Origin of the sequence: Bradyrhizobium australiense (assembly GCF_013114825.1) — a bacterium.
GTDB lineage: Bacteria > Pseudomonadota > Alphaproteobacteria > Rhizobiales > Xanthobacteraceae > Bradyrhizobium > Bradyrhizobium australiense.
Genome location: NZ_JAAVLX010000004.1, coordinates 296,104 through 315,540, shown reverse-complemented (window position 1 = coordinate 315,540; position 19,437 = coordinate 296,104). Strand labels below are relative to the sequence as shown.

26 protein-coding genes are annotated in these 19,437 nt (G+C 62.7%); 11 read left to right on the top strand and 15 right to left on the bottom strand.

Features of this window, described 5'->3' with window-relative positions:
• Positions 1-59 precede the first annotated feature (59 nt).
• Together HCN58_RS13520 and HCN58_RS13515 are read left to right on the top strand one after the other, a co-directional pair.
• Complete coding sequence (locus HCN58_RS13520) at positions 60-935, top strand: S1C family serine protease (protein ID WP_171579863.1); 876 nt, start codon at positions 60-62, stop codon at positions 933-935.
• A complete protein-coding gene (locus HCN58_RS13515; RefSeq protein ID WP_171579862.1) occupies positions 932-1,309 on the top strand; it encodes a response regulator transcription factor in 378 nt (125 codons plus the stop codon). Before HCN58_RS13520 ends, HCN58_RS13515 begins: the two co-directional genes overlap by 4 nt.
• 29 nt (positions 1,310-1,338) lie before the next feature.
• On the opposite strand, the gene HCN58_RS13510 is transcribed toward HCN58_RS13515, so the two are convergent.
• From HCN58_RS13510 to HCN58_RS13490, 5 genes are all read right to left on the bottom strand, one after another.
• On the bottom strand, positions 1,339-1,563 hold the full coding sequence (locus HCN58_RS13510; RefSeq protein ID WP_171579861.1) for a hypothetical protein: 225 nt from the start codon (positions 1,561-1,563) through the stop codon (positions 1,339-1,341).
• Positions 1,564-1,574: 11 nt separating this feature from the next.
• A complete protein-coding gene (locus HCN58_RS35755; protein ID WP_235983601.1) occupies positions 1,575-2,075 on the bottom strand; it encodes a hypothetical protein in 501 nt (166 codons plus the stop codon).
• Positions 2,072-2,296 (bottom strand): hypothetical protein, encoded by a 225-nt coding sequence (locus tag HCN58_RS13500; protein WP_171579860.1) that lies wholly within the window; start codon positions 2,294-2,296, stop codon positions 2,072-2,074. The genes HCN58_RS35755 and HCN58_RS13500 overlap by 4 nt, the downstream gene beginning before the upstream one ends.
• A 13-nt stretch (positions 2,297-2,309) precedes the next feature.
• The gene (locus HCN58_RS13495) at positions 2,310-2,492 is read right to left on the bottom strand and encodes a hypothetical protein (RefSeq protein WP_171579859.1); all 183 of its coding nucleotides are present in this window, start codon (positions 2,490-2,492) and stop codon (positions 2,310-2,312) included.
• A 97-nt stretch (positions 2,493-2,589) separates the two neighbouring features.
• Complete coding sequence (locus HCN58_RS13490; protein ID WP_171579858.1) at positions 2,590-3,039, bottom strand: DUF2267 domain-containing protein; 450 nt, start codon at positions 3,037-3,039, stop codon at positions 2,590-2,592.
• Positions 3,040-3,299: 260 nt separating this feature from the next.
• Here HCN58_RS13490 and HCN58_RS13485 point away from each other — a divergent pair, with 260 nt between their 5' ends.
• On the top strand, positions 3,300-4,922 hold the full coding sequence (locus tag HCN58_RS13485) for an ABC-F family ATP-binding cassette domain-containing protein (RefSeq protein ID WP_171579857.1): 1,623 nt from the start codon (positions 3,300-3,302) through the stop codon (positions 4,920-4,922).
• A gap of 13 nt (positions 4,923-4,935) precedes the next feature.
• Here HCN58_RS13485 and HCN58_RS13480 read toward each other — a convergent pair whose 3' ends face one another.
• The 3 genes from HCN58_RS13480 to HCN58_RS13470 form a co-directional block, all read right to left on the bottom strand.
• Entirely contained in the window at positions 4,936-5,304 is a 369-nt protein-coding gene (locus HCN58_RS13480; protein ID WP_171579856.1) for an avidin/streptavidin family protein, read from the bottom strand.
• A gap of 102 nt (positions 5,305-5,406) precedes the next feature.
• Positions 5,407-6,381: a glycerophosphodiester phosphodiesterase family protein gene (locus HCN58_RS13475; protein WP_171579855.1), complete on the bottom strand. Its 975-nt coding sequence runs from the start codon at positions 6,379-6,381 to the stop codon at positions 5,407-5,409.
• Between the two features lie 121 nt (positions 6,382-6,502).
• Positions 6,503-7,378, bottom strand: coding sequence for a dienelactone hydrolase family protein (locus HCN58_RS13470; RefSeq protein ID WP_171579854.1), 876 nt, complete (start codon positions 7,376-7,378; stop codon positions 6,503-6,505).
• A 118-nt stretch (positions 7,379-7,496) separates the two neighbouring features.
• Between HCN58_RS13470 and HCN58_RS13465 the strand changes: the two genes are divergently transcribed.
• Entirely contained in the window at positions 7,497-8,372 is an 876-nt protein-coding gene (locus tag HCN58_RS13465; RefSeq protein ID WP_171579853.1) for an MBL fold metallo-hydrolase, read from the top strand.
• Between the two features lie 21 nt (positions 8,373-8,393).
• Positions 8,394-9,071, top strand: coding sequence for a nitroreductase (locus HCN58_RS13460; RefSeq protein ID WP_171580366.1), 678 nt, complete (start codon positions 8,394-8,396; stop codon positions 9,069-9,071).
• Positions 9,072-9,079: 8 nt separating this feature from the next.
• On the opposite strand, the gene HCN58_RS13455 is transcribed toward HCN58_RS13460, so the two are convergent.
• Positions 9,080-11,161, bottom strand: coding sequence for a methyl-accepting chemotaxis protein (locus tag HCN58_RS13455; RefSeq protein WP_171579852.1), 2,082 nt, complete (start codon positions 11,159-11,161; stop codon positions 9,080-9,082).
• 162 nt (positions 11,162-11,323) lie between these two features.
• On the opposite strand from HCN58_RS13455, the gene HCN58_RS13450 reads away from it, so the two are divergent.
• The gene (locus HCN58_RS13450; protein WP_171579851.1) at positions 11,324-12,079 is read left to right on the top strand and encodes an SDR family oxidoreductase; all 756 of its coding nucleotides are present in this window, start codon (positions 11,324-11,326) and stop codon (positions 12,077-12,079) included.
• A gap of 776 nt (positions 12,080-12,855) precedes the next feature.
• Here the strand turns inward: HCN58_RS13450 and HCN58_RS13445 are convergent.
• On the bottom strand, positions 12,856-13,110 hold the full coding sequence (locus tag HCN58_RS13445) for a hypothetical protein (RefSeq protein ID WP_171579850.1): 255 nt from the start codon (positions 13,108-13,110) through the stop codon (positions 12,856-12,858).
• Between the two features lie 216 nt (positions 13,111-13,326).
• Here HCN58_RS13445 and HCN58_RS13440 point away from each other — a divergent pair, with 216 nt between their 5' ends.
• Positions 13,327-13,566, top strand: coding sequence for a hypothetical protein (locus HCN58_RS13440; RefSeq protein ID WP_171579849.1), 240 nt, complete (start codon positions 13,327-13,329; stop codon positions 13,564-13,566).
• An 18-nt stretch (positions 13,567-13,584) separates the two neighbouring features.
• On the opposite strand, the gene HCN58_RS13435 is transcribed toward HCN58_RS13440, so the two are convergent.
• The gene (locus tag HCN58_RS13435) at positions 13,585-14,019 is read right to left on the bottom strand and encodes a hypothetical protein (protein WP_171579848.1); all 435 of its coding nucleotides are present in this window, start codon (positions 14,017-14,019) and stop codon (positions 13,585-13,587) included.
• Between the two features lie 311 nt (positions 14,020-14,330).
• On the opposite strand from HCN58_RS13435, the gene HCN58_RS13430 reads away from it, so the two are divergent.
• Positions 14,331-15,119, top strand: coding sequence for an SDR family NAD(P)-dependent oxidoreductase (locus tag HCN58_RS13430; RefSeq protein WP_171579847.1), 789 nt, complete (start codon positions 14,331-14,333; stop codon positions 15,117-15,119).
• 104 nt (positions 15,120-15,223) lie between these two features.
• Here HCN58_RS13430 and HCN58_RS13425 read toward each other — a convergent pair whose 3' ends face one another.
• Both HCN58_RS13425 and HCN58_RS13420 read right to left on the bottom strand, forming a co-directional pair.
• The gene (locus HCN58_RS13425; protein WP_171579846.1) at positions 15,224-15,379 is read right to left on the bottom strand and encodes a hypothetical protein; all 156 of its coding nucleotides are present in this window, start codon (positions 15,377-15,379) and stop codon (positions 15,224-15,226) included.
• Between the two features lie 9 nt (positions 15,380-15,388).
• A complete protein-coding gene (locus tag HCN58_RS13420; RefSeq protein WP_171579845.1) occupies positions 15,389-15,622 on the bottom strand; it encodes a DUF6894 family protein in 234 nt (77 codons plus the stop codon).
• Between the two features lie 250 nt (positions 15,623-15,872).
• Here HCN58_RS13420 and HCN58_RS13415 point away from each other — a divergent pair, with 250 nt between their 5' ends.
• The gene (locus HCN58_RS13415; RefSeq protein ID WP_171579844.1) at positions 15,873-16,058 is read left to right on the top strand and encodes a hypothetical protein; all 186 of its coding nucleotides are present in this window, start codon (positions 15,873-15,875) and stop codon (positions 16,056-16,058) included.
• A 213-nt stretch (positions 16,059-16,271) separates the two neighbouring features.
• Here the strand turns inward: HCN58_RS13415 and HCN58_RS13410 are convergent, their stop codons facing one another.
• Positions 16,272-17,309, bottom strand: coding sequence for a hypothetical protein (locus HCN58_RS13410; RefSeq protein WP_171579843.1), 1,038 nt, complete (start codon positions 17,307-17,309; stop codon positions 16,272-16,274).
• A gap of 211 nt (positions 17,310-17,520) precedes the next feature.
• Between HCN58_RS13410 and HCN58_RS13405 the strand changes: the two genes are divergently transcribed.
• Entirely contained in the window at positions 17,521-18,282 is a 762-nt protein-coding gene (locus tag HCN58_RS13405) for an alpha/beta fold hydrolase (protein ID WP_171579842.1), read from the top strand.
• A gap of 161 nt (positions 18,283-18,443) precedes the next feature.
• Here the strand turns inward: HCN58_RS13405 and HCN58_RS13400 are convergent, their stop codons facing one another.
• Complete coding sequence (locus tag HCN58_RS13400) at positions 18,444-18,677, bottom strand: DUF6894 family protein (protein ID WP_171579841.1); 234 nt, start codon at positions 18,675-18,677, stop codon at positions 18,444-18,446.
• Between the two features lie 324 nt (positions 18,678-19,001).
• Here HCN58_RS13400 and HCN58_RS13395 point away from each other — a divergent pair, with 324 nt between their 5' ends.
• Positions 19,002-19,352 carry a hypothetical protein gene (locus tag HCN58_RS13395; protein WP_171579840.1) on the top strand — a complete coding sequence of 117 codons (351 nt, stop codon included), beginning with the start codon at positions 19,002-19,004 and terminating at the stop codon, positions 19,350-19,352.
• The last annotated feature ends 85 nt before the right edge of the window (positions 19,353-19,437 follow it).

Genomic DNA, 19,437 nt, shown 5'->3' with positions numbered 1-19,437 from the left:
TAGTTCCCGAACGCACTTAGAACTCCCAGATTGGACTCAACCGATCCAGGAGTTCTGTCATGACCGACCCGGCCGCAACTATCCTTCCGTCGTTATCCTCCGCCCTTGCCGATATGGTCGCCCGGACCAAGTCCGCGATCGTCTCGGTTCGTTCGCATCGCTCGCGTGCCTCGGGCTTCATCTGGAAACCCGGCCTGATCGTGACGGCCGATGAAGCGTTGGCCGACGAAGGCGAAGTCTCAGTCAAACTTGCCGATGGAACGGCAGGGCCGGCCAGCATCGCGGGACGCGATCACACAACCGACATCGCGCTGCTGCGATTCGATACCGGGAATACTGCCCCGGCCGTGCTTTCGTCCGCCGTTCCAGATCTCGGCGCGCTGTCGGTCGTGGTGGCCGCCGAACACGGCGCTCCAACCGCGGCGCTCGGTGTGGTATCGTTGGTCGGCAGCCGCTGGCGCAGCCTTCGCGGTGGCGAGATCGACGCCAGGATCGAACTCGACGTGCGGCTGCGCCCCAACCATGAGGGGGGCCTTTCCCTCAATGCCTCCGGTGAGGCGATCGGCATGGCGGTCCGAGGCGTGCGGCGTATTCTTGTCATTCCGAGCGTGACGATCGATCGTGTCGCGGGGCGGCTTGAAACCCATGGCCGGATCGCGCGGGGCTATCTCGGGGTTGGACTGCAGCCCGTCGAACTTGACGATGGCATCGGCGCGATGGTGATGAGTGTCGACAAGTCGGGCCCCTCGGCCGCTGCCGGGATTCGACAAGGCGACGTTATCGTCGGCTGGAATGACCAGAAGCTCTCCAGCGTGCGCGAGCTGATACGGGCGCTCGGGCCCGACAGTGTCGGCTCGGTAGTCGACGTGGCACTTCGGCGCGCCGGAGAGCCGCTTCGGATCAAGCTGACGATCGGCGAAAGGGCGCCAGCGTGAGCGAGGAGATATCGCCAATCATCGTGGTCGCCCTCGAGATCGCCGATCCGGTGCTGGCGGACCGACTCGCATTACTCCTCGGCGGCGTGGCCGGTGTTCGCCTGGCGAGGCCCGGCGAATCCGCGGCGGTGGCGCTTGTGTCACGCGATGCGCAAGCCGTCGTTGAACCTGCTGATATCGACCTTACGCCGCGCGAACGCGACGTGCTCGCGCTGATGGCCGAAGGGGCATCCAACAAGGCCATTGCAAGACAGCTCGGAATATCCGTTCACACCGCTAAATTCCACGTCGGCTCGCTGCTCGACAAGCTCGACGCCACCGGGCGCACCGACGCCGTGGCCCATGCCGCGCGCCGCGGCGTAATCAATCTTTGAGACCGGCGCGGTCGGCCAGCGTCTCGATTCTATCCACGTCCCTTGTTGGCGGCGTGGTCCTTTAACTGTTCAGTTTGGGTCCACTTGCTGTCTTGACCCCGATCGCGCGAATGCTCGGTCTTGTCGCGGTTGGAAAGCACCATGTTATCGCCGATCAGGTCGTTCTGCACGTCGGTCATGGCGCCCGTCCCGGCGCCTTTGCCCTTCGCGCCAGGTCCGAGATGCTTGCCGTCTCCGTGTGCTCCACGTGTCATGATTTCTATCCTTATGGCTTTTGAGGCTTGTGGCCCGACTGCCCCGGATGATTGTGCTTGTTGTGCTGGCTTTCCTGGTTGAGGCCGCCGCGGCTTACCGGAAATTCCGATTGGCGCGCTTCGCGCTTCGCGGCTTTTGCACTGCCAGCATGTTGTGTGCGCGCGATCTCCTCCTCCATCTGTCTCGCGTCGGGGACATCAGGCCTCCTTTCGAGGATACGCAATTGCTGCTCGTGCGTCTTCTTTCCCTGCAGCGGCGTTCTCCGCGGGCCGCTGCCCCGATCATTTTGCGGCGGTCCGCGGCGACGGTCGCGGACTTCTGCCTTGTCGATGCCGCCCTGCGGATTGGTATCGTTCTCGATGTCGCCCTCGAAGGTATTGGCGCCCTCGAATTCCTCGAGTTCGTCGGAAGTTACCTGCGCCATCGTCGTTCCCTTGGAGCCTCCGATCAGCGGATTGCGAACAAGATCGACGTTAGTCGGTCTGTTCAGTTTCACATGCTTCGTGCTCATGACGCGTCCTTCGATGCGGGATGGGTGCCGCCGCCCTTTCGTTCCGGGTGGTGAGTGTGGTGGGTGTCATGCTCGCCTCCGCCGCCGGACACTTTGCTGTGCCGGCGCTGCGGATCATCGGCGGGCGGCTTCTCGACGTGCAGCGGCGCCTTGGCGTTCTCATGGGAAGCGCCCGGGCCGCCCTGGCGAATGCTCGCTGGCGTCTTGGTTGAAGTTGACATGGTGCGCTCCTGACTAGCGATCCTGCTGATAGCCCTGATGAGTCGTGTTTTGCGCGGTGTTGCCCTGTTGGCCCTGCTCACGGGGATTTTCAATGTGGCCGCGGCCCTTCCGAACTTCATGGGCGTTGCCGGACTTGGGATCGCCGGTACCCTTGTGGCTTTGATTGTCCTGCGGTACGGGCGGAGGTCTGGTCATTGCTGGCTCCAGTTGTTGATTGCCGTCGTGCTGCAAGACAACGCTCGGCGAACACCAGGGTTCTTGTCGACTTGCGGAACCGCGATCAGATGCCGCATCAGGCCGCCGATGAAACCCGGTTGTTACGGGGCCACAACGCCTGAACGTCTTCCGGCAGTGCGTGGCGCACCTTCTCGACCTGATTGGGATCGATATGATGGTTCAGAACACGGAACACCGCGTGCGCTGCATCTTTGGCATCGACCGGTTTCAGCGAACTAAGCTCTGCGGAAACGATAGAGAGAAATTCATCTGCCGATCGCCATGCCTTCGGTATTTCACTCGGCCGCCATTGGTCGTAATAGGTGCCGCGTATCAGTAGTGGAAGCTGCGCGCCGAGATGCGCCGCCAGATTGACCGGAACCCGGTCGCGGATAGTCCGCAATACCGAACCCAGAACATGCCATGCCAGCTTGCGATCGCGCGGCAGCGTTGTCATCACTTCGTCCAACCACGTGTTGGTGATCTGGAGCGTTCTGTCGAATACTTCGAGACCTGTTGCGCTCATGGGAACTCTCCGTCGGTTCAATTGGAGATGACGGGCTAACGATGCTGTTACAGATCGGTTCGCAGCGCTTGAAGGTTTTACTGCCAAGGCGCGAGTTCATTCGGCCACGCGGATATGTCTGCTGGGATGCAGTTGTAGCCGTAGCCCAGCACATCGTTAGGTAGCAACGGCTTGTTGCGGCGGACGTTTCGGAACCGCTTCCACAAGCACGCCAGATGTCCTAAGCAGCGGCCACAGCGATTTCCTCCCTTCAGGGCCCAATGATCCGTCTCGATAACGTAAGCAAGCAAGTCGGCCACCAGATCCTCTTCATCGAAGCCTCCGCAGCCCTTCAGAAGGGCGAGAAGATCGGCCTCGTCGGCCCGAACGGGGCGGGCAAGACCACGCTATTCCGAATGATTTCAGGCCAGGAACTGCCGGACGAAGGCCAGGTCTCGCTCGATCGCGGCATTACCATTGGCTATTTCAGCCAGGACGTCGGCGAGATGTCGGGCCGCAGCGCCGTTGCCGAAGTGATGGACGGCGCCGGGCCCGTCAGCGTCGTGGCAAACGAGCTCAGGGAGCTCGAGGCCGCGATGGCCGATCCGGATCGCGCCGACGAGATGGAAGATATCATCGCGCGCTACGGTGAGGTGCAGCACCGCTTCGAGGAGCTCGACGGCTATGCGCTGGACGGCCGGGCACGCGAGGCACTGTCGGGTTTAGGCTTCAGCCAGGAAATGATGGAAGGCGATGTCGGCGCGCTCTCGGGCGGCTGGAAGATGCGCGTGGCGCTGGCACGCATTCTCCTGATGCGGCCTGACGTGATGCTGTTGGACGAGCCGAGCAACCATCTCGACCTCGAGAGCCTGATCTGGCTGGAGCAGTTCCTGAAGGGATACGAGGGCGCGCTGTTGATGACCTCGCACGATCGCGAATTCATCAACCGTATCATCAACAAGGTCGTCGAGATCGACGGCGGCAGGCTTTCGACCTATTCCGGCGATTACGAGTTCTACGAGCAGCAGCGTGCGCTGAACGAAAAGCAGCAGCAGGCCCAGTTCGAGCGTCAGCAGGCGATGCTGGCCAAGGAAATCAAGTTCATCGAGCGCTTCAAGGCGCGCGCTTCGCACGCGGCGCAGGTGCAGAGCCGGGTCAAGAAGCTCGACAAGATCGAGCGCGTCGAGCCGCCGAAGCGCCGCCAGACGGTCGCGTTCGAATTCATGCCGGCGCCGCGCTCGGGCGAGGATGTCGTCAACCTGAAGAACGTCCACAAGAGCTATGGCAGCCGCAGCATCTATCAGGGGCTCGACTTCATGATCCGCCGCAGGGAGCGGTGGTGCGTGATGGGCGTCAATGGCGCCGGCAAGTCGACGCTGTTGAAGCTGGTGGCAGGCTCGGCCGAACCCGATGATGGCACGGTGGCGATCGGTGGCAGCGTCAAAATGGGCTACTTTGCCCAGCACGCCATGGACCTGCTTGACGGTGAACGCACGGTGTTCGAGTGGCTGGAAGATTCCTTTCCACAGGCGGGACAAGGTTCGCTCCGCGCACTCGCCGGCTGCTTTGGCTTCTCCGGCGACGATGTCGAGAAGAAGTGCCGGGTGCTCTCGGGCGGCGAGAAGGCGCGGCTGGTGATGGCAAAAATGCTCTACGATCCGCCGAATTTCCTGGTGCTGGACGAGCCGACCAACCATTTGGACCTCGCGACCAAGGAAATGCTGATCAATGCGCTGTCCGAATTCGAGGGTACCATGCTGTTCGTGTCTCACGACCGGCATTTCCTCGCGGCGCTCTCCAATCGCGTGCTGGAGCTGACGCCAGAGGGCATCCACCAATTTGGCGGCGGTTACACCGAATATGTCGCGCGCACCGGACATGAGGCGCCGGGATTGCGGAGCTGAGACGATAGGCTCGTCACACCCGCTCGAACGTATCTGCGTTGGTGCTGATTGAACGCCACCAGTTTAGTTTTTCCTTCTTGCCGGGTGCACCTTCTGCCGACGCCCGGATCGCGCTGTCAGCGACAACGAACCACATTGTTTCCATTTTTCCATCGCGCAGTAGCCCGGTGTAGGAGACCGCGGCATCTCCCGCTGCAGTTTCACCACCGGCGACAAAACTGATGCAGTCGCCCTGATGGATCCCGACAACGGGAATTTCCTGTCCGTAGAAGCCGCTATCTCTGAGCGCGGTCTTGAAGGTGCCGCTGATCCTGCGATTGGCATCGTCGGTAATGTCAACGATGGAGCCGTATTGATTTCGCCATTTGCCTTTCCACGACATCGGTGCATTCCCTTCCGCTAACGCCGACTAAAACGACAGCAAGCGAGGGATGTTCCGCTTCACAGCGAGTCGGTTCTCGGATTTTGCACCAATCCACGAACGCTATTTGCCCACGAGCGGGGCGATGGCCTCAATCTCGTTGGTCCAGACGCCTCCCGAATAGTTTTCCGGCAGCCGTGCAAACTGCTCAGGCGTATCGATCCCGGTCGAGAATTCGCCGCCGCGATAGGGACCGAGCACGAACACCTCGCTGTTGGCTGCTCGCATGCGGTTCAGGAAGCGGTCCGGCCATCCCCAGAGCCACGGGGCGACGTTGATCGGCACCATCAGCATCGCATTATTGCAGGCCTGCGGGACAAATCCAGTCCAGCCGTAGCCGATATAGCCGAGCAGGCAATCCTTGATGGTCGCGCGCGAGATCGTCCTCACGTCGGCGAAGGCCCGGCGCACGATCTCGACCGGCTCGTCGCCGCCATAGACCATGATTTGCGCCCGGCGTTCGCTGGAAAGCTTGGCCAGCACGGCCGCCAGCTTCTCTCCCTCGGACGGGTCGCGGCTCTTGACGTTGATCAGCAGCCGCTGTTGCGGAAAGGCGGCCAGCACCTCGGTGAGCGTCGGCATTAGGCCGATCCCCTTGCCGCGAAACGGAAAGGTCTTGCCACCGTCGGCTGTATAGCCGTGACCGATATCGAGCTTCTTCAAATAGGCCATGGAGTGTTCGCGGGTGACGCCGCGCCCGTCGGTGCGGCAATCCAGCGTCCAGTCGTGAAATACCGCGAATTCGCCGTCGGTCGTCGGGTGAACGTCGAGCTCGACGATATCGGCGCCGGCCGCAAGGCTGGCTCGCATGGATTCGATCGTGTTCTCCAGATATCGATGGCTTGACGGCAGCATCCGCGCCGCCGTGCAGGTGTCGTTCTTCAGCTCGCCTTGGTCGAAGCGCTGAGCGATGCCGCGGTGCGCGAGCAGGACGGGCTTGCCGTCCTGGTGGGCGGCGAGATGATTGGTGTTGTTGAGGTAGATCGCGGCCGCGAGAACGGTAACTGCCGCCGCCGCGTATCTGAGTTTCTTGTTCAAGACTTGCCCCCGCATGCAAGGCGCACTCGCTAGGCAGCATTTCTGTTCAATTTGCGGCGGCGAACGACGGAAGGCCGAAACGATGATGCGGTCTCCATTGTGCCGACGCCCGTCCGTTCTTCTAGTTCTTCAATCTCTCCACAAATGCGATCGCGCGCTTCATCGCATCCTCGAGCGCAGAGCGATTGCCTGGGATGGATTGGCGGCGTCGCCCTGGGTCGTCAAAGCCATGCGTCGCGCCGGGGTAGAGCACGACATCGATCTTGCCGCCTGCGGTGATGGAGCGCTGGGCCATGTCCTGGCACCTCGCAGCCGAGACCTCTTCGTCGTCCGAGCCGAGCAGCAAGGTGACCGGTACGCTGGTGGCGAGGGTCGGTGCGAGCAGGGCTTTCGGCCCGCAGCCGGGATAGAGCGCCAGCGCGGCGCGATAGCCGGAAGTCTTCGCGCCTCGCCGCTGCATCACATTCAGTGCGGTGCTGCCGCCATTCGACCAGCCCTCCAGGAAAATACGATTTGAAACAACATCACGCTGGCTGCGCAGCCAGCTTAGCGCGCCCTCGGCATCGAGTGGCCGTACGGTTTTTTCGTTGACGTCGGCGCGATCGGGATCGTCGTGGGTGAAGCGGCCAAAGCCGCGCGCCTTGCCACGCGGTCCAAAACTGTCCGGAAGCAGTGCAATGTAGCCGCGTTCCGCCCAATACTGGCCCCACATCATGTACCGCTTCGACAGGCCGCTCGCATTGCATACCGACGAACTGGTGCGCGACACCAGCGTGCAACCCTTGTTGACGTTGGCCGAGTAAGGCCCGCCGCGGCCGTGCAGCATAACGATGCCGGGGTAGGGACCCGGCGTTTGCGGCTTGAACAGATAGGCGACGATCTCAGTCGCACCATCGGCGCTCGGAAAAAACACCGTGTCGGGCGTTGCGAAGGCTGTCCGCGCCGGCAGCATTGCAAGCATCAGGAGAACGACCAGCTGAATCGATCGGTTAGCCATCTCAGCAGCATTTGCAATATTTCGGGCGGGCAATGCAAGGACGGCGTGACGGACCGTGCTCGACTTGTCGAGATCGGGGCCCGCAGCTACGCTTCCCAAAAAGGGAAGCGAACGAGCCATGAAGCAGCTCAGGATTGGCGATATCACCATCGATGCGGTGATCGAGCGCGAGGGGCCATGGCGGCGGCCGCAGGACTTTTTCCCGGCTTACGACGAGGCGGTGTTCAAGCATCACCTCGCCGGCATGGAGCCCGAGGTGTTCGACGCCGCGCTGGGATTAATGGTCATCACCTACCAGACCTTCGTGGTGCGGACGCCGTGCTATACCATTCTTATCGACACCTGTACCGGTGAGGACAAAGGCCATCCGCCGCCGTTCGACTTTCCCGGCAAGGAGCGCTGGCGCAACGAGCTGTTCGCGCTCGGCATCGCCTACGAGCAGGTGGACTACGTATTCTGCACCCATCTGCACATCGACCATACCGGCTGGAACACCACGCTGCGCGATGGGCGTTGGGTGCCGACATTTCCCAATGCCAAGTACATATTCCACAAGCGGGAATATGCGGCGTGGGAGGCGGAGCATGCCAGGGGCGCCAACCCGCCCGGCACGGTTTTTCGAGACAATTGCCTGCCGATCATCGAGGCCGGGCAGGCCGTCCTGGTTGACGACGATTACGCGCTCGACGATACCGTTACAATGACGCCGACGCCGGGGCATTCGCCCTGTCACTGCTGTGTCAACATCTTCTCAAAGGGCAAGCGCGCGGTGGTGGCCGGCGATCTCATGCATCACGTCATCCAGTGCCGCGAGCCGGAGTGGTCGGCCAAGCCCGACTGGGATCCGAATGAGTCGGCGATCTCGCGGCGGAAATTCTTTGCCTCCGTCGCCGGCACCGACACGCTGATCCTGCCGATCCATTTTCCAACTCCAACAGTCGGCCTGATCACGGCTGACGGCGACCGCTTCAATTATCGTTTCAAAAGGGATTGATTGACGATGGGAATGCAACGGATGGATTTCGAGACGCTGGTGCAGACCCGCAAAAGCGTCCGTGGTTTTACTAAGGAGCCGGTTTCTCGCGCCGTCATCGAGGACATCATCGAGGTCGCCAAGCGCGCACCGTCGTCGATGAACACCCAGCCCTGGCATATCCACGTCCTGACCGGCGAGCCGCTCGAGGAGGTGCGCCGCCGTAACATGGAGGAGATGATCGCCGGCGCCAAGCCCAAGCGTGACATCATCAGCCACGGCGAATACCAAGGCGTGCACCGCGGCCGGCAGGTCGATGTCGCCAAAAAACTGTTCGCCGTGATGGGCATTGCGCGCGACGACAAACCGATGCGGCAGGACTGGGTGCTGCGCGGCTTCCGGCAGTTCGACGCGCCGGTCTCGCTGGTCCTGACCTACGACAAAATTCTCGATCCCGGCGCGGTCTGCCATTTCGATCTCGGCGCGCTCTGCTATGGCATCGTGCTCGCCGCCTGGGACCGCGGGCTCGGCAGCGTCATCAACGGGCAGGGTATCATGCGCTCGGATATCGTCCGCGAGGTCGCCAATATCCCCGAGGACGAGGTCATCATGACCTGCGTCGCGATGGGCTATCCCGACGACAGGTTTCCCGCCAATGCCGTCCGCTCCGATCGCCAGCCGAATGGCGATTTCGTCCGCTACGTCGGCTTCGTCGACTGACTGGCGAGTTACGCCGCACGCACCTCTGACAGGAAGCGGTTGACCTGACCGGCGAGATCCTTCGACTGCGAGGACAATTGCTCGGCCGCGCCGAGCACCTGATTGGCGGCGGCGCCGGTGTCGTCGGCGGCCTTCTGAACGCCCGTGATGTTGGAGTTGACCTCCTGGGTGCCGCGCGCGGCTTCCTGCACGCTGCGGGAGATTTCCTTGGTCGCGGAGCCCTGTTCCTCGATCGCGGCGGCAATCGCGGTGCCGATCTGGTCGATCTCGGCGATCACGTTGGCGACGTTCTGGATCGCCGTCACGGTCTGGTCGCTTGCCGCCTGAATCGACGCGATCTGCTCGGAGATTTCGGTGGTCGCCTTGGCCGTCTGGCCGGCCAGCGATTTGACTTCGGAGGCGACGACGGCAAAACCTCGGCCGGCATCGCCGGCGCGCGCAGCTTCGATAGTCGCGTTCAGCGCCAGCAGATTGGTCTGGGCGGCAATGCTCTGGATCAGCGTCACGACGTCGCCGATCTTCTGCGCGCCCTCGGCGAGCGAGCGGGCGGTCTCGCCGGTGCGCCGTGCATTGTCGACGGCGCGGGCGGCGATTTCGGTCGATTGCGCGACCTGGCGGCCGATCTCGGAAATCGAGGAGGTCAATTCTTCGGTGGCGCTTGCAACCGTCTGCACGTTGGCGGAGGTCTGTTCGGAAGCAGCGGCGACGATCGCCGCCTGGCGGTTGGTGGTGGTCGCCGTCGACGACATCGACTGCGCGGTGTCTTCCATGACGAACGAGGCGGCCGACAACCCGCCGACGAGTTCGGTGACCTTGGCTTCGAACGTGCGGGTGAGTTCGTCGAGCACCTGGGCGCGGCGCATCTTGCCGTCGTTCTCGGCGGCCTGTTCGGCGGCGAGACGTTCGGCCTCGATCATGTTGTCCTTGAAGACGCGCACGGCTGACGCCATCGCGCCGATCTCGTCGCCGCGACCGGCGCCGGCGATTTCACCGGATACGTCGCCGCTGGCCAGCCGCGACATGGTGACGGTGAGGTCGACGATAGGCTTGCAGACGCGGCGGCGCACCATCACGATCAGCGTAGAGCTGGCGGCGACAACCGCGATCAGGCCTGCCAGCGCGATCAGGAAGCTGAATTGCGCGGAGGAATAGGCCTCACCGAGGACCTGTTCAGCGTTGTCGTAAAAGGCGTCGCGGACCGCAATGATGGACGCAAGACCGAGTTGCGTCTCCGCGTAATAGGTGTCCATGTCGTGTTCATATTTGCCGCTGATGGCGCCATCCTTGACGAGCTTCAGCTCTTTGCCGAAGCGATCGACATAGGCCGCGTTCATCTTGTCGAGCGCCGCGGCCACATTGGCCGGCGTAGAGGGATTGCCGCGCAATTCCTGCAGCGACATCAGAATTTGATCGTTTCGCCCCTGCGACCGGCTGATCTCCATCTTCTCGGCTTCGGTGGCTGGCCGATTGGCGCCGATGAGATTCTTATGCAGGCTGGAGTTGAGACCACCAACGTCGCGTAGCGTCCAGGCGATATTGGCATAGCTTGCCTGCCGGTAGGCCGTGCCGTCGAGCAGCGCAATCTTGCGTACCTGCTCGTCGAGCAGCGCCGTGACAGCCTTGTTGAAGACCGAGTTGTCGGAGACGATTTTCTTGGCAGCATCGCGGCGGGTTTCCACCGGACCGGTGAGGGCCTTGTCGATGGCTGCGCGCAGCGCGGCGAATTGGGTATTCAGAGCATCGATGCTGCTGCTGACAGCGGCACTGTCTTCGATTGTGCCCGCCAGGGTCGCCTTCACCCGGTTCATCTTGTCGCGCGCGCCGTCGGTATTCTTGCGATACTTGTCGAGTTCAGCAAGCTGCCTGGGATCCACGGTGGGAGGTCCAAACATGATGTTGGTGGCAAAACCGCGCTCGGGATTCATGTAGCGCGGGATGTCGCCGACCGCGCGAACCACCTCCAGTCGGCTTTGCGCGACCGAGACCTTGTCCATGGTCTGGTACTTCGAAACCGCCACATAGACGGCGAGCCCGCCGCCGACGGCGGAAAGCGAGACGATGGCAGCGGTGAGGAGAGTGCCGATTTTCATAGGATTTTAGACCATTTGCGCTGGTACGGACGTGCGGGCCACCAGTATAGGTGGTGCAACTTAATCCAGGGTTTACGGTTGGGCGCGTCACACCGGCGCCTTCCATTTAGGGTTCGATGCAGCGCGGCGTCGCTGCGGCTTTCAGGATGGAGGAGCGAGGAAATGAAGATCGTTATAATCGGCGGTACTGGCCTCATCGGTTCGAAATTGGCTCCGTTGCTCGCCTCGCGCGGTCACGAGGTGCTGCAGGCGTCGCCGAGCAGGGGTGTCAACGCCGTGACCGGGGAGGGTCTGCAACCGGCGCTCGTGGGCGCCGACATTGTCGTCGACGTCTCGAATTCGCCCTCGTTCGAGGACAAGGCGGTGCTCGCCTTCTTCGAGACCGGGACGCGCAATTTGATTGCGGCTGCGAAGCAGGCCGGCGTACGGCACTGCATTGCGCTGTCGGTCGTTGGCAGCGACCGGCTCGAGGGCAGCGGCTATCTGCGCGCCAAGCTGGCGCAGGAGCGGCTGATCGAAAATTCCGGTCTGGCCTACACCATCCTGCGCGCCACCCAATTCTTCGAATTCATCGGCGCGATCGCCGAGACCGGTCGCAAGGACGGCGCCGTCCATGTCTCCAGCCAGTTGATGCAGCCGTTGCTGTCCGACGAGGTCGCGATCGCGCTGGCCGACGTGACGCTCGGCGAACCCGCCAACGGCATCCGCGAGGTCGCCGGTCCCGAAGCGGCGCCGCTTGCAGATTTCGTCGGCCGCTGGCTTCGCAAGCAGGGCGATGCCAGCAAGATCGTGGCGGGCGCCGAGGTGCCGTATTTCGGCGCGCCGCTCGCGTTGCGCACGCTGGTGCCGAACGACGGCGCGCGGATCATGCCGACACGTTTCGACGACTGGCTGGGCAGGGTGGCTGGTGGGGCATAGATGCGGACGCCGATCGCATTACGAGCGGACAGTCTCGACGCGCGGGCGGTCGGCTCCCTCCCCGCAAGGTCCCGCAAGGGGGAGGGAACAGACCTTTCGCGTGGCGACGGTTTGCGTACAACGTTGCAAGACAGATATAACTCCGCGATCTCGTCGCATCATCTGCGCGAGTTTTCGCAAGAAAACCTCCCGCCCTCTCCAAACAGAAGGCGCAGGGAAGACCGGGTGCTTGCTGCACCCGCGGTCTCGTGTGCAAAGTGCGCAAAAGAGAACGCACACGAGCATACAGGTACAGCGGGAGCATCCCGGCCTTCCCTGCGCAATGGCTTTACGGCTTACTTCGAGCTCTCCCCGGTGAACGGCTCTTTTACCACCGTCGCTGCGCAAAATGAAATCTGCGCAACTTAATGCCAGCACCGCGACATCAGGACCACACGACTTCGCCGTACGCTTCCGGCGCGTACGTCTAGCGCGCCATTTGCGTCCACCGCATCTCACCACACGTTCGTGACGATCGCGAGCCGCCCCTCCATCGGGTGAGACGGGCGAAGTTATGCGACTGATTTGCCTCTCGCGTTAAGCGAAATATTTTTGATTCTTTTTGATTCCTGGCCTTGACACGATTTCGGAAAATCAGAATTGATTTGCCCAAGAGCGCGCAGGCCGCCGGCGGGATCTTGGCTCGCTCCGCGCCTGCAGCATCGTCCGGCGACGGCGCTACGCGACGTGCTCCTCACCAGAAGGGCTTAGTTACCGGCAGGTATGTGTTGCCGCATTCACTGCGTTTCGTCGGTCGCACTCTTTCCGGCAGAGCGGGGCTGGGCCGGGGCCTTGGAACCCATCGCCTGACACGGCAGCTGCGTCCATGTGCCGTCGGCCTCCTGCTGATAGGCGTGGCAGCCGACGGAAGCCGGCGCTTCGCTCGTCTTCGGCGCATGGGAATTCGTGCTGGAGTTCCTGGCGAGCGTCGGCGCCGCCAAGGTGAGGAGCGCGGCTGCCGAACCGAAGAAGATCGCTTGCCCTAGTCGCATCGGAAATTCTCCTTTTCTCGAAGACGATGTCTTTTTCCTAAGAAGGATTGTGGAATTTTTTTGGAATGCCGATGGGCGTACCGGCACTTGCTTAACGTTCTGCAAACGAGGGCCGCCTACGCGCGCCGCAGCGCAGGACGAATTCTGGTCTCGCGCGCAGGAACCAGTTCCTTCGGCCGTGCGTTGGCTTGGCATCATGCCGAAGGCACGGCCTCCATGCGTCCGGAAAAGTCTCTCTTCAATGCACTGCTCACCCATTTCCTGATGGGCGTTGCGCTCGGGCTATCGCTGGTCCTGCTGCTCGGCCTCATCGACGCCTTCCACGTCAGGGACCTCGTTGCCAAGAGCGACGCACCTGTTCAGACCACGGTGATGCTGGTCACGACCTACGGGTTGATGTTTGGCATCGGCGCAGCGCTGACGGGTCTGGTATTGACGTTGGAAGATGAGAGCTGATTAAAGCGGCCGGCCCGATCAGCGGCGCAGGCGGGCGATCGTGCCGGCGATGATCTGCATGGCGACGCCGGCCACCCATCCGCCCATGATCATCCATATCCATGCCAAATGCGGGTCGTGGCGCAGCACGATTACGCCGACGCACGCGAACGCCGAGAACGCAGCGAGGAAGGTCCCGATCGCGCTGAGCAGTTCCGGCGTGTCGATCTTGCCGACCCAGGCGTCATCGGCGGGCCGGCCGTTCGATGCGGTGATGGGCCGGGGCGGGGTATCGATGCCGAGATAAAAGCCGATGGCGCCGCCGATCATCATCAGCAGCAGGAAGGCCTGATTGGTGAGTGCGGAGTGGCTCGTTCCCACCAGCGCCGCCACAAACAATCCGTTCGCTGCGCCGGCCATGGCAAGCCCAAGGCGTTCCAGAACGTGGGCGATTTTTCTAACGCGGGTTCGCATCGTTGGCCTCCCGCTGATTGCCGGGGCAGGTTAGGCCGATTTCAGTGCGGGTGGAAGCAACCTGATGGTGCAGGGGGTGCCGATATTGATACAGGGCAACGTGCGGCCGTAACAGGTGCCTGGGGCGCAATAGCGAAGCATATTGCGCCGGCCGTGGTGGTTGGCGAATTATTGGCGAGTCTGGCTTTGTCATGTCCGGCGGAAAGCACATCGTCCTGCCAGATGATTCCGCGCGCCGATCTTGAGCATGTTAGAAAGAAGATGTGGATGGCCGGGCCAAGCCGGGCCATGACGGAGGAGGACACGCAAACATGAGCTTGTTCAGTAATCCATTCGACTTCACGCGCGAGGCGGCGCTCGTTACCGGTGCGGGTAACGGGATTGGACGCGCGATCGCGCAGGCGCTGGTCGGCGAGGGCGTGCGCACGGTATTTGCCGACGTGAACCCGGACACGGTGAGGGCGGCCGTCAAGGCCTCGCCCCGGCCGGAACTGGCAGTGCCCTGGGTCGGCGATCTGGCCGAGCCTGCTGCGCGCGAGGCATTGCTCGCGGAAGCTAATGCCGCCGTCGGGCGCGTGACGCATTTTGTGCACAGCGCCTCGCCGCCGCGGCGCGAATCCGATCACGTGCTTGGCGTCACCACGGAGATTTGGGCGCAGATGCACGCGGTGAATCTTGACGCCGGATTCCATCTTTGCCGTGAATTGGCGCGAAAACTGATTGCCGACAAACAGCCCGGCTCGTTCCTGCTCCTGACGTCGCTGCATGCGGGCACGCCGCGCAACCTGCCGCATTACTCGACGGCAAAGGCGGGACTTTCGATGCTGGTGAAGGAATTGGCCAAGATGTTTGGCCGCTTTAATATCCGCGTCAACGCGCTGGTGCCGGGCGCGGTCGCGGCCGGCGGATTCGTCGCCGATCCCGCGCTCGCAAAGCACATTCCGCTCGGCCGGCTCGGCCGGGCCGACGATCTTGCGCCGCTGGCGCTGGCGGTGCTGTCGAACCGGATATCGGCCTATGTCACGGGCGCCGCGATCGTGGTCGATGGCGGCCTGTCGCTGACGAACTGGTTTGAGCCGCCGGAGTTGGGGGATTTGTAGAGGGTTTGTAGGGTGGACAAAGGCGCACTTGCGCCGTGCTCTCCATCTCTTGGATATCGCTGTCGTGAATGGTGGGCACGCTACGCTTTGCCGACCCGACGAGACTACAGATTGGGCGCTTGCTTCGCGTGCCATTTCGGGCCGGGGCCGCGCATGTAGTGCAGCTCGGGGCGGTAAGGGTTGCGAGCAAGGTCGAGCAGAACCTGCCATCGCGCGGCGAGCTGGTTCAGGTATCGGAGAAGCGGTTGCATGGCGAGCATGGCGACCTCTCAATGCGGCTTGCCGAGCACGGACGAAAACGGCAGGGCGAAGATTTCGTCGTTGAGATCGTCGCTGACATGCAGCGTCCAATCGCGCCAGTCTTCCGGGCCTTGCGCCGTGATAAGCGACTGCACGACGCGGGCGGCGTGGTCGCGCGCCTCGGCCAGATTTCCGACGGCAAGACCGCGCTGATCGATGCGTACGCCCTCGGAATTGGAGCAGTGGAAATAGACCCGTGCCATGTCCGGCTCCCGCGATTGCGATTCACGCTGAAAAAATAGCAGGCGGAAGACCGGATTGATATTCGGGGAGATTGCGTCCGGGATACTACGGGGGTAGCGACCTCAGGTGGAACCCCCGCGGCCCGTAGACTTGTCCTAAATTATCTACAGCGGCAGGAGGAACGAGATTTTCGGTTCGGCCGTTTTCACGGAAGAAGCCGCGATAGTCGAAACGCCGCGGCGAGGACCGATGCAACCCCGGGAGAGCGACATGATGTCGGAAATGCAGATCCACACGATTGCGCGCCAGATGATGGAGAAGCACGGCCTCACCGCGATCGCGCAAGCCGCACACAATGCGCAGGCTTGCGAGAGCAATGGCGATATTGAGGAAGCCAGAGAGTGGCGTCATATCGAAGACGCCATGAAGCTAATGCGAGGCCCGCATCAAAGTTGAGGAGATCGTGCGGTCTCGAACCATCCCGTCATCTGAGGAGCGCGGAAGCGCGTCTCGAAAGGACGACGGCTCGGTCTGGGCCGTGCATCCTTCGAGGCTCGAGGAGCCTGACATCGGGCCGAGCTTCGCGCGGACCCGTTGGCTCGCACCTTCGGAATAAGCGCAAGTGCGCTTATTCATGAGATGACGGGAATGGAGCGAGTTCGCGGTTATTTACCGCAGCGGCATCGGCGGACGGACCACCGGCGCGCCGTCATCGGCCATCGATTGCTGCGGTGGTGCCGGCGGCAGCGGCGCGGGGGCGGCGGCTGGCGGCGGAGGGGGAATGTAGGCGGCTTGCGCCGGCGGATAATAAGCCGGCTTCGGTTTCCGGACAGACGGTGCAATCGCTGATCGAGGCGGCGGCGCCGCGGTTGTTACCCTCGAGCGATTCTGTTCGGGTCGGACCTCGGCGGGCCTCGCTTCCGAAGCTTTCACTTCGGCAGCTTTGGCAAAGTCACGCGCCATTTGCGCCTGGCTCGCCTTGAGCTGCGCGATGGTCGCTTTCAGCTCCTCGACCTGCTGGCCCATCACGGCGAGATCCTGCGCCATCGATTGCAATTGGGCCGATTCCGGTGCGGGAGCAGCGGCGGCCGTCGCGGCGGCCTCTGGTTGAGCCGGTGCTGCAGTTGCCGACGTTTCGGCTACGGCCTGATCGGTTGCCGCGGCCTGAACGGCCGGCGCTCCCGGTTGCTCGGCGACTGCGGGCTTGGCCGCCGAAGGCAATGCAGCCAGCACGAAGGGCGGCGCCCACTCGACGGCCATCGCCTTGGCCTGATCGCCATAATGCTGCCAGGCGGCGGCAGCAATAGCGCCGACAAGGGCCAGCAGCGCCATTACCAAGCGCTTCACCCATTTGGCCATTGGCTGCTCACCGGCGGGCTTTAGGCCATTCAGCATGATCTCCTCGCCCGGTCTGATGTTCTCGACCTGGACATCGCGCATGTCGGTCGCGCGAAAAGTCGGTTCGACCTGCGGGGTTGGCGCGCTGACCGAAATCGCGGGCGCGACGTGAACCTGCGGCTTTGCCGCGGCTTGGACTTGCGGCGCGACATGGACCTGCGGCGCTACCGGATGGACTTGCGGCGCGACTGAAGGGGTGGCCGGATCGTGGGCCAGCGGCGGCGACTTTTCGGCATGCGCGGCCAGCAGCGATTCGATCGCAAAGACGTCGTGCGGATCGGTGTCTTTCAGTGGTGGCGTGGATTGCATTGGCGGTCCCTTACTCAGTCCAATGTCACCCGGATCGGGGGCGGCGAGCATGCTTTGCTGCGTGGAAAACCTCTGCCCAGGCCGTCACACGGCCAGCGAGGTTTGACCAAAGCAAGGCGAGAGCGTGGAGAGGTTGGGGCTGAGGGTTCCCGGAACTGGAACTGCAGCCGAAAGATCATATCTGCAGGCGGCCGGGCGCGGGGGGATATGCATGCCATTTGCCGTTCATCGCGGACTCAGAATTCATTACACAGTGGAGGGCGAGGGGCCGCTTGTCGTGCTGCAGCACGGCCTACTGATGGACGCCGCTGCGTGGAAGCAGGTCGGGTTTGTCGATGCGCTGACCGACAGATACCGCGTGGCATGCGTGGACTCGCTCGGCCATGGGCTGAGCGATAAGCCTTCTGAGAGCGACCACTACCGTCAGGAGCACCGGGCCGCCGGCATCGTGGCCGTGATCGATGATATCGGCTGCGCTCGCGCCCATCTGGTAGGACACTCGATGGGGGCGTGGCTGGGCGTCGGTGTCGCGAAATATTATCGGGCGCGCTTGTCGTCGCTGGTGTTAGGGGGCTGGGATGTCCTGAACGGTATACCGCCCACAAGTCAGGGGCCGCTGCAGTTCAGCGCCTTCATGAAGTTTGCGCGGCTGACAGCACCGCACCTGACCAGATGGGTCACGACGGAGTCTGAGCCTGGTGTGCGGGCCTGTTTCGATGCGCTTGGTCAACTCGACGGCGCGGTCGAGGCCGTGCTGGACGCTGGTTTCCCGGTGATGATCTGGGAAGGGCAGAGCGACCCCGCGCACGACCAGCGAAAGACGTTTGCCGATGCCAACGGCCTGCCGTTCTTGTCGACCGCCGGTGATCACCTTGGAATGGTGTTCGCCCATGGCGCCGAAAGCGCGAAGGGCATACGGAAGTTTCTGGATCTGGCGCAGAATGCGCCAAACGCGCGGTCGGCCGGGGCTTAGTGGGCAGCGCCGGCGTTGCCCGCCCGACGCCTGGCGTGCCACTTCGGACCGGGGCCACGCATGTAGTGGCGCTCGGGACGATAGGGGTCGCAGGCGCGCTCGATCAGGCGCTGGCACCGTGCCATCATCGCATCGAGGCCGCGGAGCAGCATGGCAACCTTTCAGTGCAACTTACCGAGGACGAAGGCGAACGGCAGAACGAAGATCTCGTCATCGAGATCGTCATTCACATGCACGACCCAGTCGCGCCAGTCTTCGGCGTCGCGTCCCATGATCATCGAGCGAACGATGCAGGCCGCGCGATCGCGCGCCTCGGTGAGGTCACTGACGGCTTCGCCGGATCGGTCGATGCGGACTTCGCGGGAGTTTGAGCAGTGGAAATAGACCTGGGTCATGTCGGGCCTCCTGCTGCAGGCGATCTGCCTTGTTGGTTGCAGGCTAGCCGGACAAGGTTCTGGCGCTCCGTGACGCACGTCACGGTCGCTGTTTAAGATTTTATTAAGACTGTAATGGCCAAACTTTAGGCAATGGAATCGCAGCGGAACCGGACCTCCCGAGCCGGCAGTTGCAAGAGAAGGCCGGCGGCGTAACGCCCGTCGGCCTTTTCTCTTGCGACATGCAGCAAATCGTCGCTGAAGTTCACGGCGCTGTGAATCCGCCTCCGGAACCAGCATCTTACCTTGCCCGTTCGCTCTTCATGTTCAGATGGAGAATGAGCGATGACAAAACTTAAGCTGCTCGGCGCGGCCGCCATCCTGGCGACGGGGCTTGCGACGCCTGCGCTGTCGCAGGAAGCCACCCAGGAACCCGGCATGATCGGGTTCAACTACCCGAACTCCAACTATCTCCGCGGCGGATACGGCGTGCGCACGCCGAGCCGCTATGATTACAGCTACTACGGGCCAGGCGCCTATTACGGCCCGCGCGTCTATTATCGTCCGGCCTATGTGGGCGGACCGGTCGGTTTGGCGGCCGGCGTGGCGGCCGGCGCAATCGGAACGGCGGCTGCGATCGCGGGCGCGCCGTTCGTTGATTCCTATGCCTATTATGACGAGCCCGGTTATTGGTAGAGCCGGATTCGCAACCTCAACAAAGCGGCCGCAAGGCCGCTTTTTTGTTGGCTGCTTGGTCCTCCAGCGGATGGCTGGGGACAGC

Coding starts and splice junctions, on each gene's coding strand:
- HCN58_RS13520 (WP_171579863.1), top strand. CDS start 60: ATGACCGACCCGGCCGCAACTATCCTTCCGTCGTTATCCTCCGCCCTT.
- HCN58_RS13510 (WP_171579861.1), bottom strand. CDS start 1,563: ATGACACGTGGAGCACACGGAGACGGCAAGCATCTCGGACCTGGCGCG.
- HCN58_RS35755 (WP_235983601.1), bottom strand. CDS start 2,075: ATGAGCACGAAGCATGTGAAACTGAACAGACCGACTAACGTCGATCTT.
- HCN58_RS13500 (WP_171579860.1), bottom strand. CDS start 2,296: ATGTCAACTTCAACCAAGACGCCAGCGAGCATTCGCCAGGGCGGCCCG.
- HCN58_RS13495 (WP_171579859.1), bottom strand. CDS start 2,492: ATGACCAGACCTCCGCCCGTACCGCAGGACAATCAAAGCCACAAGGGT.
- HCN58_RS13490 (WP_171579858.1), bottom strand. CDS start 3,039: ATGAGCGCAACAGGTCTCGAAGTATTCGACAGAACGCTCCAGATCACC.
- HCN58_RS13485 (WP_171579857.1), top strand. CDS start 3,300: ATGATCCGTCTCGATAACGTAAGCAAGCAAGTCGGCCACCAGATCCTC.
- HCN58_RS13480 (WP_171579856.1), bottom strand. CDS start 5,304: ATGTCGTGGAAAGGCAAATGGCGAAATCAATACGGCTCCATCGTTGAC.
- HCN58_RS13470 (WP_171579854.1), bottom strand. CDS start 7,378: ATGGCTAACCGATCGATTCAGCTGGTCGTTCTCCTGATGCTTGCAATG.
- HCN58_RS13465 (WP_171579853.1), top strand. CDS start 7,497: ATGAAGCAGCTCAGGATTGGCGATATCACCATCGATGCGGTGATCGAG.
- HCN58_RS13460 (WP_171580366.1), top strand. CDS start 8,394: ATGGATTTCGAGACGCTGGTGCAGACCCGCAAAAGCGTCCGTGGTTTT.
- HCN58_RS13455 (WP_171579852.1), bottom strand. CDS start 11,161: ATGAAAATCGGCACTCTCCTCACCGCTGCCATCGTCTCGCTTTCCGCC.
- HCN58_RS13450 (WP_171579851.1), top strand. CDS start 11,324: ATGAAGATCGTTATAATCGGCGGTACTGGCCTCATCGGTTCGAAATTG.
- HCN58_RS13445 (WP_171579850.1), bottom strand. CDS start 13,110: ATGCGACTAGGGCAAGCGATCTTCTTCGGTTCGGCAGCCGCGCTCCTC.
- HCN58_RS13440 (WP_171579849.1), top strand. CDS start 13,327: ATGCGTCCGGAAAAGTCTCTCTTCAATGCACTGCTCACCCATTTCCTG.
- HCN58_RS13435 (WP_171579848.1), bottom strand. CDS start 14,019: ATGCGAACCCGCGTTAGAAAAATCGCCCACGTTCTGGAACGCCTTGGG.
- HCN58_RS13430 (WP_171579847.1), top strand. CDS start 14,331: ATGAGCTTGTTCAGTAATCCATTCGACTTCACGCGCGAGGCGGCGCTC.
- HCN58_RS13425 (WP_171579846.1), bottom strand. CDS start 15,379: ATGCTCGCCATGCAACCGCTTCTCCGATACCTGAACCAGCTCGCCGCG.
- HCN58_RS13420 (WP_171579845.1), bottom strand. CDS start 15,622: ATGGCACGGGTCTATTTCCACTGCTCCAATTCCGAGGGCGTACGCATC.
- HCN58_RS13415 (WP_171579844.1), top strand. CDS start 15,873: ATGATGTCGGAAATGCAGATCCACACGATTGCGCGCCAGATGATGGAG.
- HCN58_RS13410 (WP_171579843.1), bottom strand. CDS start 17,309: ATGCAATCCACGCCACCACTGAAAGACACCGATCCGCACGACGTCTTT.
- HCN58_RS13405 (WP_171579842.1), top strand. CDS start 17,521: ATGCCATTTGCCGTTCATCGCGGACTCAGAATTCATTACACAGTGGAG.
- HCN58_RS13400 (WP_171579841.1), bottom strand. CDS start 18,677: ATGACCCAGGTCTATTTCCACTGCTCAAACTCCCGCGAAGTCCGCATC.
- HCN58_RS13395 (WP_171579840.1), top strand. CDS start 19,002: ATGACAAAACTTAAGCTGCTCGGCGCGGCCGCCATCCTGGCGACGGGG.